Genomic DNA, 22015 nt, shown 5'->3' with positions numbered 1-22015 from the left:
GATCTATCATATGAGTATTCCCCTGCACCTAGGTATTCGAGCACATGATTTCACACAAGTTCCCTTGAAGGATTTAATTGAGAAGCTTCAGTTTTATAATTTCGCTCATATTCAGTTTGCACTTAAGAAATCTTTTCCTGACAGCACTCCGAGTCTGACTGCTATAAGCCCTGGAACAGCTAGTTATTACGGAAATGCCTTTAGACAGGCTGGTATTCAGATTGCGGTGCTTGGCTGTTACGTTAATATTGTAGACACCAATCCATACAAACGGGCACAAGCGTTAGCCGAGTTCAATACCCATCTTCGCTTGGCCAGAGATTTCGGTGCCAGTCTAGTAGGTACGGAAACCGGAAGTATGGGACTTGGGTATACCACAGATAATTTTACAGAAGAAGCTTTTCAACAGGTCGTTACTTCGGTAAAGCTAATGGTCGCAGAGGCCGAACGTTTTGGTGTGACGGTAGGTATTGAAGCAGGACTTCATCATCCGCTGTATTCCGCTTCCTTAACTCGCCGACTGTTGGATGAGATTCCTTCTAATAATCTTCAGATCATATTGGATTGCGCAAATCTAATGTCACCTACAAATTACTTGCATCAGGAAGCTATTATTATGGAAGCTTTGAAGCTTCTAGGAAATCGAATTGCCATCATTCATTTAAAAGATTTTATCGTCCAAGATGGAGCCATAAAAATAGTCCCTGTAGGTCAAGGGTGGCTAGAGTTTGAGCCGATCCTTCGTTATATGAAATATGAACGTCCTCATATTCAGGGTATTTTAGAGAGTACTCCTGAATCGCATCTAAGAGAAAGCATCGCTTTTTTACAGCAGATATATGAAGAAGTGTAAATATAAGATCACATACAAAAAAATCCACTGTACACCTCATTACCTTGTGCAGTGGATTTTTATATTCTGTTTAACATCCGTTTGACCTCCATGAAATAATGGGCTGTTATGATCAAGACATCAAGAGTACCTGGGAGGGGTTCTATGCGTCTTGCTTTATTTACAGACACATTTCTTCCGCAAACGAATGGTGTCTCACTTACGCTTCAGCGCTTAACCACTCATTTGAACCGGCGAGGTATCGAGCATCTGCTATTTTCGCCGAAATCTGCTCCTGAAGACAGTTATGCCGATCCCATACGTCCCATTACCAGTATCCCCTTTTTCTTATACCCGGAATGTAGACTCGCGCTGCCGAATATGTCCTCCATCCAGTCAGAGCTAAAAGCTTTTCGACCCGATCTGCTTCATTTGGCTACTCCATTCAATATTGGTCTATGCGGCCTTCGCTATGCGCGAAAGCTTGGCCTGCCTCATGTCGCCTCCTACCATACCCATTTTGATCGCTATCTTGAATATTATCGGATGAAAAAAATTGTTCCTCTTTATTGGAAGTACATGAAGTGGTTTCATCGGTCCTGCGATGCTACCTTCGCTCCCTCCAATGAAACACTCGATTCCCTACAAGCTCAAGGTTTTCAACGTTTGAAGCTTTGGTCTAGAGGCATCGACTGCAATCTCTACACTCCGAAAAAACGCAGCCATCAGGTCCGTGATCGTTACGGAATTACCGCACCGATATTACTTCTGTATGTGGGAAGGATTGCTCCTGAAAAAGATATCAACACCCTTGCTCTCGCCATGCAGCAATTGCCCGAGTCTATGCAAGCTCAGGTACATTGGTTAGTTGTTGGAGACGGTCCCTTATTATCAGAGATGCGGGCGCAGGCGCCGCAAAATGTCACGTTTACGGGCTACAAACACGGTGAAGAGCTTGCCCAATTGTATGCCTCAGCTGATCTATTCGTCTTCCCTTCCAGTACGGAAACCTTCGGTAATGTTGTCCTTGAAGCCATGGCCTCTGGACTGCCTGTCCTCGCCGTAAATGAAGGCGGGGTGAAGGATCTGGTTACACCCGGTCGCACCGGAATAATCGCCCCACCTCGTTCCCCGGATGCTTTTATTCGTGAGATTTGTGCATGTATAGAGCAACCCCAAAAGCTGACTGCTATGGGTTATGAGGGGCGACAGCTGGCGCTCGGCCGCTCGTGGGAGAGCATTTTTGATGGACTCATTCGCGATTATGAAGAGATCATTGAGAATAGACGCTTCGATCTTATACCGGCTTTACTACCATTAATATAATAATGACGATAGTGAGCACATGTACAGCTGCTTCTAACGGAGCGATCTTGTTCATAGCGGCGTTGTAGCCTACAGGGATTTCGTCGCCTTCACTCGCCATCACGAGCTGGGTCAGCTTTTTCAATCGAGGCTCAACAAATCCAATAATAATGACTTCTATCACGATAAAAAATAATAACGAAAGATTGATCCACAACACCGACAAGCCCATTTTATCAATGATCATTAACAAAATGCCTGTAACGATCAGGGTAATTCCACCCGTTTTAGGGAATCTGTTGATTGTCTTCATCATGCCAAATACAAAACGAAGCTGGCTGCCTGTCTTGGCAGAGCTTGTCAGTATTGGCAGCACAAAAGCTGGTCCAATTCCCACTATGGCCGCTATAACATGTATGACTACCACAATCTTAGAGATAATATCCGTCAATTCCATGATTACAATCCTCCCTATCATTCGTTGTTTAGATTCATATGACGATGATAGTGGAAATAGTCTTGCAGAATCCTTTAAATCTTAGATAATCTCAAAAAGCGCCTAGCCGGATATTACCGACGTAGGCGCTTTTTTAACTATTGCTTAATTATTTTACCGAGACTTTCATAACTGTACTTTCACTAACGCCTTGATCATTCATCAGTTCTACACGGTATTCATAAACACCCGGAGATCGATTCGTGATCGAAGTAGAAGCCGTTTGGGCATTCGGAGTATTTGCTGTTAAAGTCTGTGTATCGATCAGCACTCCATTCTCATACAAGCGATACACTTTGCCGTTCATCCCCCACCATAGATTCATGGTCACTTTATACTCTCCATCACCATCCCAGTTGTCATTAGATAACACTGGCTTACCTGGTGTAGCATCCTTCACGATAACCACATGAGCAGCAGACACCGTTGTGCCAAAAGAATTGGTCAGCTCAGCAGTATAGGTGTAGGTACCGTTTTCTTTTCCAGTAACACTAGTCACTGCGGTCTGTGCGGTTGGGGAGTCGTCACGTAAGGTTTGCGTGTCTATTAAGGTACCGTTCTCATATAGCTTGTAGATCGTACCATTATTGCCCCACCACATGTTCATTGTGATTTGGTAATCACCATCCAAGAGTCCTGTATCCTGCCCATTGTTATTGGATAGAACCGGTTGCCCCGGAATTCCTGTAGCCTTCTGAGGCCCGTTTACGACTATAATTACTTGTTCTGTCGTCGAGAGTCCAGCGTTATTCACAGCTGTTGCGATGAACGTATGTGATCCCGTAAGTCCTGTTAGTGGAATCTCATCTCCATAGACAACTTCTTTTCCATCAAAGGTGATATCCAGACTACGAACACCCGATTCAGGATCTTCTGCTACGACCTGTACTTTCAAAACATCCGATTCACTCATTTGAGTAGAAGGTAAACCCGTGATTGCAGGTGGTGTAGTATCTTCTGTTTCCCCCGGTGAACCTACATATTGAATTTTTGGCGCCGCTGGTTGTTCCATGCCTTCGCCAAGAAAAAATCCAGGATGCGGAGGTTGATTATAACCCACGTTCTGCCAAGCCACTCCCAGTCGGTAGATCGGGTCATGCATCAAAGTGCGGATACGATAATCTGTCATATCCGTTGTTGTATAGATTCGTAATTCAGAACTGTCCGTTGCTCGCCAGATCACTTCTTCACGCCAATCCCCGAACAGATCCGCCTGCAAGCTTGGATTCGCCTTGGTGCCATTATTAGAAGAGGCCCCAGTTGCCGTTAACAAATTAGCTGTTGTCTGGTTAGTGTAATCCCACTTATCCACTCGATTAGAATCCAGCAATTCCCGCAAAAGATCGCCATCCCACCAAATGCCGAAATTCGTTGAGGAAGGCAGCTTATTCGTGACTAGCTCTCCCTGTGCACTGTATACGCCTGTAACAGGGATCTACACTTCATTGGTGATCGTTGCAGCCCATACCTCTTCCCCAGCATAACGCGGGTCAATATCTGCTGACATTCCGCGTCCAGTATCAATTCCTGTGAACACACCCCATATGGTTTCCCCTGTAGCTGCATCACGCATTTCAATACCATACTTGGAATCGGTATGCTCATGTACATCAAAGACCTCCAACCCCGGTCTGGTAGGATCAAGATCTCCGAAATGGATCGCATCCCCATGACCAAGCTTTGTATTATACAGTGGCAATCCATCATCATCGATCGCCATCGCGCCGAAGGTTATTTCGTCCTTGCCGTCACCATCTACATCTCCTACTGAAAGGTTATGGTTTCCTTGCCCTGCGTAATCGCCATACCCTTCTTCATTACTATCAAATCGCCATACCTTCTCTAGCTTACCTCCGCGATAGTTATACGCTGCAAGTACAGTTCTAGTGTAATATCCACGACTGAAAATCACGCTTGGCTGTTCACCATCTAAGTAAGCTACGGCGGCTAAAAAGCGGTCCACCCGATTACCATAGGCATCGCCCCAAGCACCTACGTCACCACGCGGCGGATCATAACTAACCGTATCCACAGCCCGGCCTGTTGCCCCTTCGAACACTGTTAAATACTCATTGCCGAGGAGCACATAACCCGAACTGTTGCGATAGTCTGCACTAGTATCACCGATCACAGTACCTTGACCATCAACCGTACCATCTGCTGTCTTCAGCATAATCTCAGCACGCCCGTCACTGTCCAAATCGTAAACCATGAATGGTGAATAATGCGCGCCCGCACGAATATTAGGTCCTAAATTAATCCGCCATAAACGTGTGCCATCTAGCTTATAAGCATCCATATAGACTAGTCCTGTATAACCTGCCTGGGAGTTATCTTTGCTGTTCGAAGGCGACCATAACATAATGATTTCGTAGACCCCATCACCATCCACATCCCCTACACTTGCATCCCCTGCACTATACGTATAAGGCTGACCGTCTTTGGTGTAATCATCTGCTGGTTTTTGCAAGGGGATAGATAGGTATTGCTTCTGCCATACGCTGAATTCTTCCGAAGCCGCTTTTTCGACTCCATTGATTACTGATGTAATTCTATATTTGGCGTCAGCTGTACCGGAAGTGTCAAGATAGTTCGTGCTTTGCGTAATCAACGAATCATTTAGCTTCTCTTCCCCACGATACAGATTGAATCCAATCGATTCTGGATCCAGACCTAACATCCGCCAGCTGATATAAACACCCGCATCTGTCTTAACCGCTACAGGTGCACGATCCAGCGCCTCCATCTTCCGGTATAGCGTTGTCACCGCTGAGGTTTCCAGCGAAGCGGAAAGATCAGAGATACCGCCTGCATTTACCGAGGCAACTTTGTAATAGTAAGGAATTGTACTTAAAATGGTCGTGTCTGTGTATGAAGCTTCAAATGATTTGCCGATTAGAATGAACTCACCATCCGCGGATTTCGCACGATAAATGTTGAACATCCTTGCATCCGATACCTCATTCCACGTAAAGGTCACATCATTTTTGTTCGTAGATTGTACTGATAGACCACTAGGTACGGCTGCTTTTGCTACAGCTGGATCAATCATAGACACCTTTAAGGCATTAGATGTTACGGATTCCAGTCCCGTGCTGTCCACCGAAGTTACCGTATAGATGTATTCCATACCGATATCCGCAGTGGTATCTGTGTAAAGCGGCTCTGTTGTCTCGCCCAGCAGCTCTGCACTATTCGCAACCGTTGCCTGACGATACACTCGGTATTTCAACGCACCATCCATACCATCCCAAGATAGATTAGCTGTGATAGGCTCATTGTTTAAGTCCAGACTAGCCAGTTTTAGATTCGTTGGGGCTAATAATAGAGGTGTGATTTCCAGTCCATTGAGATGAGCCGTTGTGCCACTAAAAACAAGATTCATCTGACCGTCTTTGACAGCGATCTGGTTATACAGCTTCTCAGCAATATTTTCCTTACCTGAAGAGACTGTTCCATAATCTTTGCCTTCAATTGCTACGTTCGTCTTGGTAGAACCAATCCAATCTCCGGTATAGGTCTTAACGGAGTAATAACCATTCGGTAAATCAACTTTAAATTCATACGAACCTCCAAAATAGATCACGAAATCTCTACGAAGGGCATCAGTCGCACTACCGCGATCTCGATCACTCATACCTTCACTTGAGGACAAGCCATAACCACGTTCTGTTGTATAAAGTACATTACGGTTCACTTCCGTATAACCGGCGGCAACGGGTGAGCCAACAGGTCCAAAATCATAACGATATTGAGCGGACTTCGTAGTCAGCTTAACTTCATCTGAAGGCTCAGACTCTCCTAACCCATTTACTGCAGTCACTCGAACGGAGTAGCTGTTACCTTCCGCCATTCCGCTTAATGTTAAAGTTGGAACAGTGGCAGTTCCCGCCAATGCGTAAGCAGTTTCAGCTTCTGACGCTAGCTTACGATAGATTTTATAAATATCAGCACCCTCTACTTTATCCCATTTCAGTACTGCACCTGCATTACTGATACTTCCCGCCACAAGACCTTTTGGCTTGGCAGGCACTGTTTCTGGCTGCTTAATGTCCTGTACAAAGCTGGAGAGCGGAATATTTAATTGCTCTATTCCTTTGGCCAGCAGACGAGCCATTTGAATCGCTCCGTACTCTTGAAAGTGAGTATCGTCTGCCGACCCATTCGGGAAAGCACCATATATCCCTGCATCGAGGTGAAGGAATACAGAGCGTGTAGCTGCAAAACCGATCGAATTGTAATAAGCGACACTTAGCGCGCTAAGATCAACCAATTCCACATGCAGCTCATTGGCTACCTCTTTCATCGCCTGCACATATTCAGGGAAACTCACATTAAATTTTTCCGTGGCAGCATTATAATCTCTGCGGCCCATCGGGGTCACCAGAATCGGAGTCGCTCCTCTTTGTCTGGCACCCTCGACATACGTTTTTAAATAATTTTTGTAATCTGCTGGAGAGGCATACCGATCAGGAACACTGATCGTTGCGTCATTGTGGCCAAATTGGATAAGGAAATAATCACCTGGCTGTATCTTTCGGAGTACTTCATCCAGCCGCCCCTCTACAATAAATGACTTAGAGCTGCGGCCTCCGATAGCGTGATTCTTAAACGTTACTTCCTCACTAAAGAAATCAGGAATCATTTGTCCCCAGCCAGCCTGTGGTATCCAGTAAGGATCGTAAGTCTGCACAGTTGAATCACCCGCAATATAAACTGTAGGCAATTCATTAGCAGGACGATCTGGCTGCTTAGTAATCACCAGTGCATTGATATTAGGCTTCATGCCAGAGAACACCAAGTTCATTTGTCCATCCACCAAAGCGATATCAAAGCTCATTTCCAAATACTGACCAGCTGTTTTACTTGTCTTCTGAACTTTTTGAATGGATTCTACTTTGATGCCAATGTCTGTGTCTCCGGCGCTATCTCCAGCGATAAGTGACACAGTATAGTCACCATTCGGTAAATCTACATTAAAGGTAGTATCCTTAGGGACCACCAAATCCGATCGCAAAGGATCAGTGGTTCCCCGGTCTACACCAGTTACCTTTGATATATCCGTAAATCCATATTTAACCGCAGAGGAATAAGATACCCCTGCATCGACCTTAAGATAACCTTCCGCCGCAGCACCTGGGCCAAAATCAAAGGAATATACATTTCCTTCTGGCAATGTTACAGGTGGCGTGTATACCATACTTTCAACTTTGTTAGATAACTGGGATTCTCCTTGGGCATTAGCAGCTTTTACCCCATAATATTGCCGTTTAGAGGTATCCACTGCTACATCCGTAAATGTCGCTGTCTCCGACTGGCCAATCTCTTGGAAGGATCCATCTGCTGAATCAGACCTTAAGATTGTATAACGGGTAGCTCCCGCCACGTTGTTCCAACTTAGCTGAACAGAACTCGCACCCACGCTGACAATCGAAAGGCCCGTTGGTGCTGCCGGAACCTCTGCCCCCGGAATTTCATCTACCGTCACAGGTGCACTCAAAGCAGACTCCTCACCGCTGCCTTTAACAGCAGACACATTATAAATGTAGCCACTGCCTTCATTTACGTCTGAATCCACGTAGCTGTTAGCAGTAACTTGAGCTACCGATTGAATAGTCCCGCTAGGAAGCTCTGTCCGATATATATTGTAATAGACTGCTTCTGTCACGCTGCTCCACCCGAGAGAGACCGCAGTGGGCGAGAGATTCGTAACCGCTAAGCCCTCAGGAGCCTGCAGTGGACCCGGCACGATTTGCTGAATCATAAGTCCATTTAAATACCCGCCAACCCCTGTACCCGTGATGCCAACGGTTAGTTGACCGTCTTGGACAGTCGTGCGGTAAGTGGCTTGATTTACAGCCTGCTTGCTGCTTATTGAACCAGCCGTAACACCTTCTAAGGTAATCGTAGTTTTAGTTGTACTTGTACCTGCCAATAAATCTCCTGAGAATACAGTCACATCGTAATCCCCATTAGGAAGATCCACTAGAAAGGCGTAGGACAATCCCAGTACAAAATCATTAGTCAGTTCATCTCCGCCCGAGCGATTTCTTGAGGCAACCGCCTGATCTAAACCATATCCTAGCTCCTTCGTATACAACTTTGATTCATACACGGCTGTATAACCACTCATTTCAGGACTTGTTGCCGTTCCAAAATCATATCGCAAAGTTATTGGACCTGAATCCGCACTGGCTGGTTGCACTCCAAATGTTGTAGAGGGAAATAGAGATGAACAAATGAAGACCCACGACAATAACACAATAAGTATTTTATTCCCCATTTTATTTCTCTTCATCTTCCGTGCTTCACCCGCTTTCTTATGATTGAAAGAACTTAGTACGCATCTGGCCCTTTTGTAGTAAACGCTTACAATAAGCTTTATTGTCATTCGTTCTTCAAATACAAGTTCAATTCGTGCGCGTATCCCCTCCTCCTTGCTCAGACACTTTTCTGGATAATTATTTCCAGATGCACTCATATCCAACACGATACTACCACCTAAGTTTCACTATGAACATTTAAAAAACAGAGTTTATCATACACTAAACCGTTCAATTCACTCGCCTCTAGTTATAAAATCCTACGATTTTGTGACAAGCTGGGACATAAAACCCAGAATACACCTATACATTTTTAATTTCATTTGAGTAAAATCATTTCAAAAAACAGCAAAAAGACCTCCTTGGTTTCCCAAGAAGGTCTTTGAGTTATGGTTAGATCTTACCGTTTAAGCTCCCACCTGGAGCAAATAATCGTTCAATATGCTTTTGAACCACTGGATCCGGAATTAATGGTGGCGCTTGATGAGGTTTTACACGCGCATCAATAATCACGTTATCACATGACCAATGCTTATACTCCGTTGAACTGTTCACGCCATATATATCATGAGAAGGATTGCTGCGTGTGAACGTCGCCCATAGGAAATTCTCAATTCTATCACTTAAGAACTCGCTATCATCACACACAATAATCATCGGACAAGATGGGAGTGCTCCCTGTTCTTGAATCGCTTCGCTAAGCTTGTTCATTTCCTGCGCTGCTTCAGCGTAAGTAGTGAATTTAGAGCCTTGAAGCGCCACGAGACCCGGCATCACCATCTTTGCATGTCCAAATCCCTGTAGTTCTTCAAGTATGTCAGGAACCTCTGTACATAGCTCTCTTTTCTTCTCCCCAACCGCAGCGAAAATCACCTTACTTCCGCTGTTTAGTCCTGTACCGGAATAATCAAGGGTATCAATCGTTGTATTCGTATAGAAATGAATATCTCTGCGAAGATTAATTCGCTCTAAAATATACGTCAAGAAATCCTCAACATCATGTGTGCTGATAGGTTGTTTCTCTTCAGCTGTAATAAACAAGAATTTAGCTAAACTAAGCTGACCTGTGCCTAATATCCGATTCGCGATCGTAAGAATCTCCGCTGGCTGCTTCACTTGTTGATAAGGTGTATACCGTTCACTGCCAATCGCAAACAAAAGGGGATGAACACCTGCAGCATCTACTGCATGAACTTCTTTGACACCCGGGATTTCTTGTCGGATAGCTCCACCCGTTAACTCGTGAATTAACTCACCAAAAGCGGTATCCTCTTGTGGGGGTCTGCCGACAACCGTAAATGGAAAGATTGCATTCTTTTTAGCGTACACTTTATGTACTTTCATAACTGGAAAAGGATGCACCAAGCTGTAATAACCTAAATGATCGCCAAAAGGTCCTTCCGGCTTCGTCTCACCAGGATGAATTTCCCCTGTGATCACAAAATCCGCATCATTACTAATGCAATATCCATCTACATAGCTATAGCTAAAATGACGTCCCGAAAGTAAACCGGCAACGATCATCTCACTCATACCCTCTGGCAAAGGCATTACAGCCGATAACGTATGCGCTGGAGGTCCGCCGATAAAACAGCTCACTTTAAGCGGTTCTCCTTTTCGATTAGCTCTTTCTTGATGCACACCGATACCGCGGTGAATTTGATAGTGAATACCAACCTCTTTATTGAGTTCATAATCATTACCATTCAATTGAACACGGTACATCCCCAGATTGGAGTTCATAATGCCAGGCTTGTCTGGATCTTCGGAATACACTTGCGGCAATGTGACAAAAGCGCCACCATCCTCCGGCCAATGTGTGATCAGCGGAAGATCAGAAATACTGATTTCCTGAAAACCACTTGGTAGACCACCCGGCTTTTTAATAGGCAATGCTTTTCTTGCGGATAGTCCTGTCCCTACATATTTAAAAGGATTCTTAAGTGCCTTCATAGGATCGTTACGAAGTGCAATTACGTTATGTGTGGAGTTCCAAGTACGCCGAAAAATAAACTTACTGCGCTCTAGCGTTCCAAAAAGATTAGATACGGCACGAAATTTCGAGCCTTTTACATTTTCAAATAATAATGCAGGGCCACCAGCTTCATAAACCTTCAAGTGAATCGCGGCCATCTCCAGATAAGGGTCCACTTCTTCACGAATACGAACCAAATGTCCATGTTTCTCTAAATCATTAACACACTCTTCTAAATTGCTATATTTCATTTCATTACTCCGATCTCTAGAAGGTTATTACAAGATTTCTTGGATGCTTTAATTATACCCTGTAACTTATTAAAATAAAGCGATACCCTATGTAATAGAACATCCCGCCGTTATCTTGTATTCTCAGGTTTGGGTTCATCTCGCAAAATATTTCTAGCAGGAATCCCTACTGCTGAAGCATTATCCGGCACATCCTTAACCACAACAGACATAGCTCCGATATTAACATCGTTCCCCAGCGTAACCGGGCCTAGTATCTTAGAACCTACTCCGATAAATGCTCTATCACCAATCACGGGTTCCCCTAAGTTATTTCTCCCCCCAATGGTCACTTGGTGAAAAATAGTAGCGTTGTTACCAATCACCGCTTTAGGACTAATGATAATGCCATTTAACCCATGCGGTAAATGAAGTGCATCACCAATTTGTGCCTCTGCATGAAGCTCTCCACTGGCAACAATTCGAACAAAAAGCACATCCATTATTCGATATAGGAGCCACAAAGGTTTGCGGATCAGGCCACTTTTCACCCGATAATACACCCAATTTCCAAAACGATAAGTAAACAAAGCCATAATCGTTTGTGGATTTTTTAGATTTGCCTTCCAGTCCGTTTTGAATGATTTCATCATTGTATCATCCTCCTATAGGGGCAAGATATGAACTATATTCTCGTGAAATGAAAGCATTAGTGTGGTGAAAAATATTCTGGGAGGATCGCAGGATGGAGAGTCATTCGGGTGATTGTGCTTTCACCAGTGTATGTTAGATTCAGAGATTCATCAAGAAGTGGACAGTTCTCCCTATATAAACATCAACCGATTACAAGCCTTCCTAAACAACAACACGCGCCGAGGTGATATCGGCGCGCGCTGAATGCTATCTTTTCTATTAAATAAGATCCAGAACAATCACGTTCACAGAATGAGCAGCTAGATTTACAATTGCGGTGTCTTTATCAAACCTGATTTCCGTTTCAACTGGAGTAACCTTCTCATCATTTTTTCTGTTCACATTAGGTGTGTGAACTAGCGAAGCATCGCCCGTTAAAGTAATCCATTTACCGGTAGTAGCTACGTTTAAGCCTTTCAGATCAAGCTTCGTTGCTTTCTCTACACGATCCGCATTCACAAGCTTCACATAGAGATGCTTATCATCTTTAGTAACGGAATTGTATACTTCTCTGTTATACGCTTCGAGCTTATAATCAAGCACTTTGCTTGTTGTCTTGCCATCTGTGTAAGAGCAAATCAAATGCTTGCCATCTGCTCCACCATAATTAACAGTGATGGTATATTCCGTATGATCCGCTAGTTCTTCATAACAACTAGCTCTAAGGTTACCCGCTGCTGTACTAGAGGAATAATCACCGAGTGTATAAGCCTCAATCCCTTGCTTGTACACCTTGACTCCTGTGGCATCGCCATTATAGCCAATCGCATATTCGATAACATCTTTATTTTCCGGTGAAATGTCTGTCAGACCTGCACCTACATAGAAGCCATCTTCGCCGGAAGCTTTTTCAAGAACGACCTCTACTTTATAATTAGTCCACGCGTCATTGAGAATATACAATCCATTCAGCCCGCTGTTCTGTGCCTTCAAGACTAGACCTTTGGAAGGATCAATCGTATATCCAGCAGAACCAGGAATGACTTTCCAAGCTTCATGCAGCGGCTGTGTAAAATCTTGCTCTAACATAACGCTGTCATCCGTATTCGAAGTAACCTTCACCCGCTTCACAACTACAGATGATTTTCCGGCAGCCACTTCAATTCCTCCGTGAGGAATGAGGTCTACCTTTTCCCCGTTGCGATATGTCGAGAACGATGTGCCAACCACTTTGGTGCCGAGATATTTAGCGTACAGCTGTTGAACATAGTAGTTCGGCGTGTACCATACAGTTTCATCATCAAACCAAATGCAATCTGGTGTCCATCTGTAGGTGCCATCTGTTAATACCTTATTGAACAAAGGTGCCGTTGCAGCTAGTCTAATCACATCAGAGTTATTCTCGAAGCTGGACATAATCGCCGCTTCAGCAATCGCTCCTGCCAAAGTATTTTTATCTGTCGAAGCATATTCACCCACAAAAACCTTCGAAGTTTCAGCCTCGTCCAAGCTGCCGTCTTCTTTATAAGCTCTGTAATAGTAATTGTAGCGATCCGCATTCTCTAACAAATACTCGTTGGAACGGTAGTAATGCTCGTCCGCAATCGTATCCATGTAGTTTTTTTGTTTCTCATACCAGGTAACCGTCTCTTCAATACTCGATGTTCCATCCGTGAAGCTGATCTGTTCCGAGCCCTGTAGATTTCCGCTTAAGAATTTCCAGCCTTGCTGATAAGCATCGTCATCTGCTTGTGCGCCAACCGTAGAAAGAATGGTCAGTTCATGATCAGGGTAGTTTTTCACCATATATTCATCAATCGTTGTTTTAAAATACTCGAAGTTAGCAAAAAACTCTGTTCCCCAGTTTTCATTCCCCACGCCCAAGTAACGCAGGTCAAACGCTGCTTCATGGCCCATCCTTTTACGCAAAGCGGCCCACTCGTTATTGTCAAAATCCATGCTAATCGCGAAATCAATCAGATCCGTAAAGTTCTTCACATAATAATCTCTTAACGCACCGCCAGCTGGATTCGCATAATCCGAACGAGCTTGACACAGTACGCCGCAGGCCATAACCGGAAGTGGTGTTGCATTCAAATCTTCGGCTAATTGAAAATACTCCATATATCCAAGACCCATGGTCATCATATAGCCCCATACATTATAGTTCTCTTTGCGAAGCTCAATATCGTTGACAGACTCTTTCCAATCGTACACATTCTCCCAAATGTGAGAGCCTTCAGAAATACAGCCCCCCGGGAAACGTAAGAATGTAGGATGAAGATCAACAAGTGCATTCACTAAGTCTTTTCTTAATCTATAGTTCGAATTCCCCTTATAGTTAGCGTGAGCTGTAGCAGAACGTTCTTCTTCCCCAGCGCCCCAAACATCTTCCGGCATTAAGGAGACCATATCAATGGAAATCTCACCGTTAAAGGTTAACGCCAGCTGACCGAGTATAGTTTCAGATCCTGTTAATACATACTTAGAATCTACACCATATTTCTTCCAGTTACCGTCACCGTACACCTCAACTACCGTTGTATCGCTAATGGCTTTACCATCTTTGTCGAGCAATTGCAGGGTGATTGTTCCCGCTGCCTCAGCCTTCGCCCAAATCGTGAAGTTATACTTAGCATCCTTCTTAATAAACATTGAGCAGTGCTGATTGGAATCCGCAAAGCCTCTGTTATTGATCGTCGCGCCATCTGCTACTGTCACATAATGCGCATTCATATCTTTATCTTCGATTCCAAAGAAATCGTTCAAGCCGCCTGTATGATGAACCGTCATTTTGTCCGTGTCACCGGACCATGCATGAAGAGGTGTATAATTTCTTCCTGTTGAAGTCCCGTGCACACCACATACATGCGAATAGCTGTCAAAAGCAAACGACTCAAAGGAACGATTCTGCACTAGCTCTGCATAAATTCCACCATCTGCCGCATTATTAATATCTTCATAGAATAGGCCATATAGAACTTCGCTAACATCCAAAATCTCATGGTTTCCATCGATCGTTAAGGTGTAGGGGGGCAAACCTTCTGGGAGCACAGACACGGTGAAGCTCTTCTCTACTGTACTGTCACCTTTTTTCAAAACTGCTGTAAGCGTTACACCTTTAGCAGAATGGACGGTTTTATTTACAACTCCCGCATTAGAAATAATTGCTGAGTCACTGGATACCCAGGACACGTCAACTTTTCCACCCATGAGCGAAGCTGGTAATTCGATATCTTTGGTGATGATTGAGCTAGTGAAGGTTAAATATTTATCTTTTGCGAGCTTAACGATCTCTTCATCTGTCAAAGACTCACACATAATCTCAATCACTTCGTCCTGCGTTAATCCCGCTTTATATACACGGAAGTCCGAAAGAGAGCCGCCAAAATCTACATCTGCAGCGTACTGGGACTTGCCGATCGTATTGTTACTATAATTCACTTGATCCTCAAATGTAGCAAACCACGTGCGTAGCTTAGCATATGTACCGCTAGAAGTCTGACTTATCATTCCATCCGCAACGATCTCACCATTGACATACATCACAGGTCCTGCACTGCTTAGTGTTCCACCTTTTGTTCCTGTGACCGAAAAGGCAACGTGCACCCATTCACCAGCAGCAAAGGATTTACCAGGATCTGCGACTAAATCTTCCCCCGCAAAACAAGTCCCCCGGAAATTACGCGTTAAAAAAATATAGGGTCCTGTCTCGCCTTTGCCGAAATCGAACAGTCTTTCCCATAAACTCCCGCCAGTACTTACATGCATCCAAGTCGAGACAGTAAGGCCCGTTTGGTCGCTGACCTCTTTAAGAAGATCATCTGGCAAAGAAATATAGGATGTGCCATGTTCTCCACCCGCTAGTGAAACAGCACTTCTACCCGCTACAGTCTGTATGGATGGCAGCTTAGTCCCTGAAGCGGTTCCATCGTTCCCATTCCCTGAGTAATCTTGACCCACATGATCGGGGTTATCAAACTTATAATGCGCTATCAAATTACCATTAATAGATTTGTTACTGTTGTCATTGTTCATAGAAGATCACCTGTCATCTTTTGTATTAGAAATCATAAAAGCCTAACCAATCTACTGATTACTACGACAAAACCGCCCCATCCGTGAATCATTTAACCTTTATACGAAACATAATAACACACTTTATAATCAATTAATATATTAACTAATTAATATTTGTGTGAAATAAAAGAAAACTTTTTTATAATTAAAAATTACCAAATAGACCCTTTTATTCATGATAAAATGAATTAGAATGTATGAAGGAGAGATGAAATATGAATAACCATGTAGGTTATGAAACAACAAAACGCGATTTATTTACAATTGAATGTAAAGATATCCTGTTACGAGAGTTTAGAGTGGAGGATTTAGACGAGTTTCACGCACTTACCACGCAGCCTGAAATCATAGAATTTCTGCCCGACTGGAATGTCCCTAAAGAACAACGGCTAGATTGGTTAATAAACTATGAAATAAAAGAAAACCAACAGTTTCTACAAGCGGTCTCTGCGGATGGAAATATCGGGGAGCTTCGTCTTCGTTTAGGCATTATTTTAAAAGAGACGAATGAGTTTATCGGTTGGTGCTGTACAGGAATGAAGGATGAATTACCCGCTCCGAACAGAGAAATCATGTATGCCATATCCAAGGATCATCGCGGCAAAGGGTATACCACACAAGCTGCCGAGGGGTTAATTAAGTATTTGTTTGAGCACACTTCTACCGATGTATTAAACGCTATTGCTCTGGTACACAATACGCCCTCAAATAGAGTCATACAAAAATGTGACTTCGACTTAATGAATGAAATTACGATTGAAAATGAAAGCTATAATTATTACCAGCTTTCTAAGCGGTAATAGAATAAGAAATTCTCACGCAAAAAAACCTCTGCATGGGAAATGGAGATACGATCCATTTACCTAAACAGAGGTTTTTTTGAGCTGATTCATGATTGCTGCTTCATACGAAGCATTTGCGCTAGAAGCTGTTCTACATCTTTTTCCGGGAATGCCTTCATTAGCGTGTCTTTAAAGGTTTCTTGTGCACGGATGAGCTTGGCCTCACCAATGGAGGTTAGGGAGGTATAAATACTTCTGCGATCACTGTCGCATGCTTTTCTCTCTAAGGCTCCGCAGCCCTTGGCTTCAAACCGGCTAACTAGACGTGAAACGGCACTTTGGCTTAAACCAACCATGGATTCAAGTTTCTGCAATTTCAGTTTTTTCTCTGGGGCTTCCGACAAGAATAATAACAAGTAGAACTCTTTTAAAGATAATCCATGATTCGCTTGCAAATTAACTTCTAATTCATTCGTCACATTCATTTGTATATGCGTTAACGTCAACCAATTCGCGATAAGGTCATTGTTAAGAATTTTGTTCATCTATCTCTTCATCTCCTGAGCGTATGACTATTCATGAATTTTTTCTTCTATATAATAGTACTACACTCCACATCCATTGTGCCAAGCTTAATCCAAAAAAGAGAAAAGACCGTTTCTCCAAGAAGTCGGTCTTTCCAAATGATTCCATTTAGTTCGTTATTCCTTAGCCTTTAATTCTAGGAAATCCAAAGGCATACTGCCGAGGAATACTAGGGTCTTGCTGAAGCTCAACCCCAGCCTCCAGCGTCCAATATGGATTTCTCAGCATCCCCCGACCAACTGCAACAAGATCTGCTTCCTCATTCCCAATGACTGCATTAGCAAGAGCAGGTTCATCCAATCTGCCTACAGCAATCACCGGTACATTCAAACCATATTTGATCTCTCTTGCCAAAGGAACTTGATACGCCGCATGTGTTCCTGGCTTGCCAGCCGCCGCGATAGGACCTTCACCACCTGCACTAATATGGAAAATATCTGCGCCAGCTTCTTTATAAGCTTTACTAAATGCCAAGCTTTCTTTAATGCCGTATCCGCCCTCTACATATTCTTGAGCTGAGATACGCATGATCAATGGCATTCCTTCAGGCATTTCACTTTTCGCTGCACGAATGATTTCAGTACCAAACAAGGTCAAATCTTGGCCATATTCATCTGTTCTTTGATTCGTTAGTGGTGAATGGAACTGATGAATAAGGTAACCGTGCGCACCATGAAGCTCGATAACATCAAACCCCGCTTGAATCGCACGCTTCACACTGAGCCGGAATTTTTCAACCATACCCTTCACTTCTTCAGTCGTTAGGGCACGTGGTGTTTTGGAGTCAGCATCAAATGGAACGGCAGAAGAGGATACAGGAACTGCTGCATCTTCTGCCTTACGCCCAGCATGAGCAATTTGAATACCTACTTTTGCTCCATAAGCATGACAAGCATCAACAATTCTAGCCAATGCAGGTATTTGCTCATCGGACCAAATGCCAAGGTCAAAATCTGTAATTCGGCCATCAGGCTCTACATCGGTCATTTCAATAATAATTAATCCTGTTCCTCCAATGGCGCGGCTTACGTAATGATTATAATGCCAATCGGTAGCAATTCCGTCCTTGTTAGTCACTGAATACTGACACATTGGAGGCATAACCACGCGGTTCTTCAATTTCAAATCCTTCATTTCATAAGGGGTAAACAAGTTCTTCATGATATCTCTCCTCTTTATAAAAAACTAAATTTATTATGAACATTAAAAACATGTTTTAGCAGAAATTAATTAATGTATGCTCATGCATGTATATTATTATAGAATATCTATGGTGTCAACCATGAATGTCTCCTGCGGTTTAATAACTCCACGTATTGTTGAAATCTTTGTCGCAAGGTAATATATGGGTATCTATTTTCTTAGAAAGGATGAACTCACAAGTGGACAAAAAGCTTTTACAATCACATAGTATCTTTCCTACCCTGAATATCGAGCGCACCGCTGCTTATTACAATCAGTACTTAGGCTTTCAAGTTGTGCCCTATTTAGATACGGAAGAACCGCATGTTTGCCTCTATCGTGATGATACAGAAATTATCCTTACTCAATCCCAAGGACAAAGGGTTATTCCTAATCGAGAATTGTATGGCTATGGTTACGATGCCTATTTTATTACGAAACAGCAAGAGCAGTTGGAGAAAGAATTCGAAGCGGCTGGTGTTAACATTGTCCGAGCATTAGCTAACACCGACTATAATAACAAGGAATTTGTTATTGAAGATGTTGATGGGCGCTGGCTTGCTTTTGGGATTAAAGGATAAAAAAACGGCCCTCGGCCGTTTTTCTATTTTTAAAAGAGTCCAAATATCTTCTTACAGCTATTTTTACGGGAAGGATTCAGAACATCGGTGACCTCAATCTTATTTAACTTATTGAGCAGTTCTTCCTCGCCATGCTTAACTTTATAATCTAACTCTTCTCCATAAAGCGGAATTAAAGTATAGAAGTGCACCACTTTCTCACTGTTCATCTCCAAATTAAAAAATCCAGCTTTATCTTCAACATCTGGCACCCACACAAACATCCCTTGAAATCCTGTATCCTCACTATAAGGCTTTACTGGATTACCGTTTACTAGCGTATGCCCCATATAGAGCCAAGTATTATATTCATGTGGAAACCTAGCCGTTGTTTTTAGCGCACGAACTGGCCAATAATTTCTTTCGTCCTTAAAAGCCTCATCAGACAGCTTCCATGTAGGAGGAAGGCAAATCATTAATTCAGTAAATTGATATTCTTCTGCACCATCTGGAACCTGCATCGCAAATTCACTCATTCCTGATGTAATTAAAGTATAGTAATTCCGCTCAGGCGTCGGGTTAACAATTAGAATATCAATGGACAGAACATCTGAAATAACCTCTTTAAAAACATTATCAATAACCCCTATGTATTGTTCAATATGATTACATATCATCTGATGTGACTGAGCTGAATGCATTTATAATCCCCTCCCTTATATATGTTTATCGGTATAAACAAAAAGGATTTTATTACTAGATTACAGAATTTCTTCTCCACTGCCATTGATCTCACAGAAATCACTATGATTATGACTAATGAATGTAGAATAAGCATTCCCCTGATTCAATAGATGCTCTTGAAAAAAATTAGCGACAAGCTCATTTATCTGATTATGAATCCCACAAGTTCTATGATATAAAGTTTCGTCCTCCTCAAAAAGAGGCATATCACTAAAGGACATATGCGTTGCCTTTCGTATTTTCAAAAAAGACTTATATCCATTCCAATTCCGGAAAAGCTTCTCTTGTCCTTTGATGAAATCATTTGCTATTTTTTCCTGTAAAATAATGCTTAGCGATTCTAAAGTAGAAGCTTTTTGCCTTATTACAAGTAGGGGTACCGTATTCTTCACTTCATTCTCAATATATAAATGCATACTTGCATCTAATAAAACTGCGGCTTTAATTCTATCATCTTCCATAGTTAAATCTAATGCAGTAGCACCGCCGATTGAATGTCCAATAATGCCAACCTTGTCCATATCAAAACTTTCCATTCTTGAATTCAGATTGGATAGGTGATCTAATACATACTTTATATCCTTTTTTCGAATAGAAATTAAGTGATGTAATTCGCTATAATCTGTAGCCTGTATTGTCCTCATGACCTCTGATTGATTCATAAATTCTCCACTTGGACTAACTGTAAACATGGCTTCATAAGCAGCACTGACGGTTACCACTATAAATTCTCGCTTTACCAGCGCTTGTATATTGTAAATATACATATCTCTATCTAAGCCTAGTGCAGGAGAGTAGATAATGACAGGATAGGATCGTTTGGATTTTTGTTGCAATGCTCCCTCGCTGATTGAGATAGATAATCCATCTATGATATCCATATTCATTCCAATATCTTGTAGAATTTCTCTTGCATGTTGTTCACAGGGCCGGAAAAGATCCATATATTTCATTTCAGATTCGTTGTTATCGAGCAAACCATCCTTATCCGGATAATAAATACTTATCACGATTTTTCTGGGCTCTGACTCTTCTTGGAACGTACCCTTGCGCGTGTAATCAGTTAATACTTCAACTTTTCGAAAAACTCCCATGATTCCACTCCATTCTTCCTCGTTCACTATATTTTAATTTATTTTCCTATTTATTGAAATGAATTCTCCATAATGTCCATACTAATGTCGATTGCTATGAATGGAATCAAGTTGAATGAACGGTTATAATACCTAAGTGCAGGTGAATCTTTAAAAAACTCAGGGATGTGGAAACTTTAATGGTGAATAATTCAGCATATACACTTTATTTACGTGAGGATTGGAAGAAGCTAAGCGATTTCACCGCTATCCAATTATCAGAAGAAGAGCTTAGCGATATCCAAAGTATTAACGATAAAATTTCGATTGAGGATGTAAATGAGGTCTATCTTCCTCTATCCCAATTGATACATTTGCAGCTTCAAGCCTCTCATACATTTAAAGATTCTATAAATCACTTTCTTAATAATGATCTTAAAAAAGGTCCATTTATCATAGGCATCGCCGGAAGTGTCGCTGTTGGCAAGAGTACAACCGCTAGACTTCTTCAGAAGCTCCTCTCTCAATTACCTTCTCATCCAAAAGTAGATTTAGTTACGACTGACGGGTTCCTACTTCCCAATGCTGAGCTGGAAAAGCGTGGAATCATGAAGAAAAAGGGATTTCCTGAAAGCTACGACACACGTAGTTTAATTTCATTTTTAACTAAAGTGAAGTCTGGTGTTTCGGGTGTTCAAAGTCCTGTATACTCGCATCTAACTTATGATATCGTGCCAAATGAATGTATTACGATCGAGAACCCGGATATCCTAATTGTTGAAGGATTAAATGTTCTTCAGACTAGTTTGACAATTAATCAAAGTATGCCAAACTATTTTGTATCTGATTTCTTTGATTTTTCAATTTATGTGGATGCTGATATGAATAATATTGAGAAATGGTATATTGACCGGTTTATTAAGCTTAGAGATACCGCCTTCCAAGATGAGCAATCTTATTTTAAAAAATATGCACAGTTATCACTAGAAGAATCTATCGAGATCTCGAAAAGAATATGGAAAGAAATCAATTTTGAAAATTTGATACACAATATTTTGCCTACCAGAAATCGTGCAGATCTTATACTATTTAAGAATAACAATCATCACATAGATCGCATTAAGCTGCGAAAATAAATAAGTGCTTTCACAAACCAAGCCTCTGATTTGCAGAGCTTGGTTTTTTATGTGCAAAAAAATTGGGTGAATATCGTAG

The 22015-nt window shown here is 42.3% G+C and carries 13 protein-coding genes and 1 pseudogene; 5 read left to right on the top strand and 9 right to left on the bottom strand.

Going from position 1 to position 22015, the window contains the following annotated elements:
- Positions 1-10 precede the first annotated feature (10 nt).
- Entirely contained in the window at positions 11-853 is an 843-nt protein-coding gene (locus MKY52_RS22115; RefSeq protein ID WP_341053535.1) for a sugar phosphate isomerase/epimerase family protein, read from the top strand.
- 144 nt (positions 854-997) lie between these two features.
- Complete coding sequence (locus tag MKY52_RS22110) at positions 998-2158, top strand: glycosyltransferase family 4 protein (RefSeq protein WP_341053533.1); 1161 nt, start codon at positions 998-1000, stop codon at positions 2156-2158.
- Here the strand turns inward: MKY52_RS22110 and MKY52_RS22105 are convergent.
- The 5 genes and pseudogenes from MKY52_RS22105 to MKY52_RS22085 all read right to left on the bottom strand — a co-directional run bounded on the left by MKY52_RS22105 (position 2130) and on the right by MKY52_RS22085 (position 15832).
- Positions 2130-2594, bottom strand: a complete 465-nt coding sequence (locus MKY52_RS22105) for a DUF2269 family protein (RefSeq protein WP_042186633.1) — start codon at positions 2592-2594, stop codon at positions 2130-2132. The two genes, MKY52_RS22110 and MKY52_RS22105, sit on opposite strands and share 29 nt — an antisense overlap.
- 148 nt (positions 2595-2742) lie before the next feature.
- A pseudogene (locus tag MKY52_RS22100) lies at positions 2743-8916 on the bottom strand (rhamnogalacturonan lyase family protein).
- Positions 8917-9349: 433 nt separating this feature from the next.
- Positions 9350-11182: a UbiD family decarboxylase gene (locus tag MKY52_RS22095; protein WP_076300818.1), complete on the bottom strand. Its 1833-nt coding sequence runs from the start codon at positions 11180-11182 to the stop codon at positions 9350-9352.
- Between the two features lie 110 nt (positions 11183-11292).
- Positions 11293-11814: a serine O-acetyltransferase gene (locus tag MKY52_RS22090; RefSeq protein ID WP_341053532.1), complete on the bottom strand. Its 522-nt coding sequence runs from the start codon at positions 11812-11814 to the stop codon at positions 11293-11295.
- Positions 11815-12073: 259 nt separating this feature from the next.
- Entirely contained in the window at positions 12074-15832 is a 3759-nt protein-coding gene (locus tag MKY52_RS22085; protein WP_341053530.1) for an alpha-L-arabinofuranosidase C-terminal domain-containing protein, read from the bottom strand.
- 257 nt (positions 15833-16089) lie between these two features.
- On the opposite strand from MKY52_RS22085, the gene MKY52_RS22080 reads away from it, so the two are divergent.
- Complete coding sequence (locus tag MKY52_RS22080; protein ID WP_341053529.1) at positions 16090-16674, top strand: GNAT family N-acetyltransferase; 585 nt, start codon at positions 16090-16092, stop codon at positions 16672-16674.
- A gap of 89 nt (positions 16675-16763) precedes the next feature.
- On the opposite strand, the gene MKY52_RS22075 is transcribed toward MKY52_RS22080, so the two are convergent.
- Both MKY52_RS22075 and MKY52_RS22070 read right to left on the bottom strand, forming a co-directional pair.
- Entirely contained in the window at positions 16764-17201 is a 438-nt protein-coding gene (locus tag MKY52_RS22075; RefSeq protein WP_341053527.1) for a MarR family winged helix-turn-helix transcriptional regulator, read from the bottom strand.
- Between the two features lie 163 nt (positions 17202-17364).
- Positions 17365-18402, bottom strand: coding sequence for an NADH:flavin oxidoreductase/NADH oxidase (locus MKY52_RS22070; protein ID WP_076120013.1), 1038 nt, complete (start codon positions 18400-18402; stop codon positions 17365-17367).
- A gap of 221 nt (positions 18403-18623) precedes the next feature.
- Between MKY52_RS22070 and MKY52_RS22065 the strand changes: the two genes are divergently transcribed.
- Positions 18624-19004 (top strand): VOC family protein, encoded by a 381-nt coding sequence (locus MKY52_RS22065; RefSeq protein WP_341053525.1) that lies wholly within the window; start codon positions 18624-18626, stop codon positions 19002-19004.
- Between the two features lie 29 nt (positions 19005-19033).
- On the opposite strand, the gene MKY52_RS22060 is transcribed toward MKY52_RS22065, so the two are convergent.
- Complete coding sequence (locus tag MKY52_RS22060; protein ID WP_341053523.1) at positions 19034-19684, bottom strand: suppressor of fused domain protein; 651 nt, start codon at positions 19682-19684, stop codon at positions 19034-19036.
- A gap of 60 nt (positions 19685-19744) precedes the next feature.
- A complete protein-coding gene (locus MKY52_RS22055) occupies positions 19745-20821 on the bottom strand; it encodes an alpha/beta hydrolase family protein (protein ID WP_341053522.1) in 1077 nt (358 codons plus the stop codon).
- Positions 20822-21000: 179 nt separating this feature from the next.
- Between MKY52_RS22055 and coaA the strand changes: the two genes are divergently transcribed.
- Complete coding sequence (gene coaA / locus MKY52_RS22050) at positions 21001-21936, top strand: type I pantothenate kinase (RefSeq protein WP_341053521.1); 936 nt, start codon at positions 21001-21003, stop codon at positions 21934-21936.
- Positions 21937-22015: the final 79 nt, after the last annotated feature.

This window comes from Paenibacillus sp. FSL P4-0184 (assembly GCF_038004625.1).
Classification (GTDB): domain Bacteria; phylum Bacillota; class Bacilli; order Paenibacillales; family Paenibacillaceae; genus Paenibacillus_AQ.
The sequence above is the reverse complement of the archived record's forward strand: the minus strand, read 5'-3'. Positions and strand labels throughout refer to the sequence as shown.

What these genes read in the sequence shown, in the direction of transcription:
- MKY52_RS22115 (WP_341053535.1), top strand. Translation starts at nt 11, where the DNA reads ATGAGTATTCCCCTGCACCTAGGTATTCGAGCACATGATTTCACACAA.
- MKY52_RS22110 (WP_341053533.1), top strand. Translation starts at nt 998, where the DNA reads ATGCGTCTTGCTTTATTTACAGACACATTTCTTCCGCAAACGAATGGT.
- MKY52_RS22105 (WP_042186633.1), bottom strand. Translation starts at nt 2,594, where the DNA reads ATGGAATTGACGGATATTATCTCTAAGATTGTGGTAGTCATACATGTT.
- MKY52_RS22095 (WP_076300818.1), bottom strand. Translation starts at nt 11,182, where the DNA reads ATGAAATATAGCAATTTAGAAGAGTGTGTTAATGATTTAGAGAAACAT.
- MKY52_RS22090 (WP_341053532.1), bottom strand. Translation starts at nt 11,814, where the DNA reads ATGATGAAATCATTCAAAACGGACTGGAAGGCAAATCTAAAAAATCCA.
- MKY52_RS22085 (WP_341053530.1), bottom strand. Translation starts at nt 15,832, where the DNA reads ATGAACAATGACAACAGTAACAAATCTATTAATGGTAATTTGATAGCG.
- MKY52_RS22080 (WP_341053529.1), top strand. Translation starts at nt 16,090, where the DNA reads ATGAATAACCATGTAGGTTATGAAACAACAAAACGCGATTTATTTACA.
- MKY52_RS22075 (WP_341053527.1), bottom strand. Translation starts at nt 17,201, where the DNA reads ATGAACAAAATTCTTAACAATGACCTTATCGCGAATTGGTTGACGTTA.
- MKY52_RS22070 (WP_076120013.1), bottom strand. Translation starts at nt 18,402, where the DNA reads ATGAAGAACTTGTTTACCCCTTATGAAATGAAGGATTTGAAATTGAAG.
- MKY52_RS22060 (WP_341053523.1), bottom strand. Translation starts at nt 19,684, where the DNA reads ATGCATTCAGCTCAGTCACATCAGATGATATGTAATCATATTGAACAA.
- MKY52_RS22055 (WP_341053522.1), bottom strand. Translation starts at nt 20,821, where the DNA reads ATGGGAGTTTTTCGAAAAGTTGAAGTATTAACTGATTACACGCGCAAG.
- coaA (WP_341053521.1), top strand. Translation starts at nt 21,001, where the DNA reads ATGGTGAATAATTCAGCATATACACTTTATTTACGTGAGGATTGGAAG.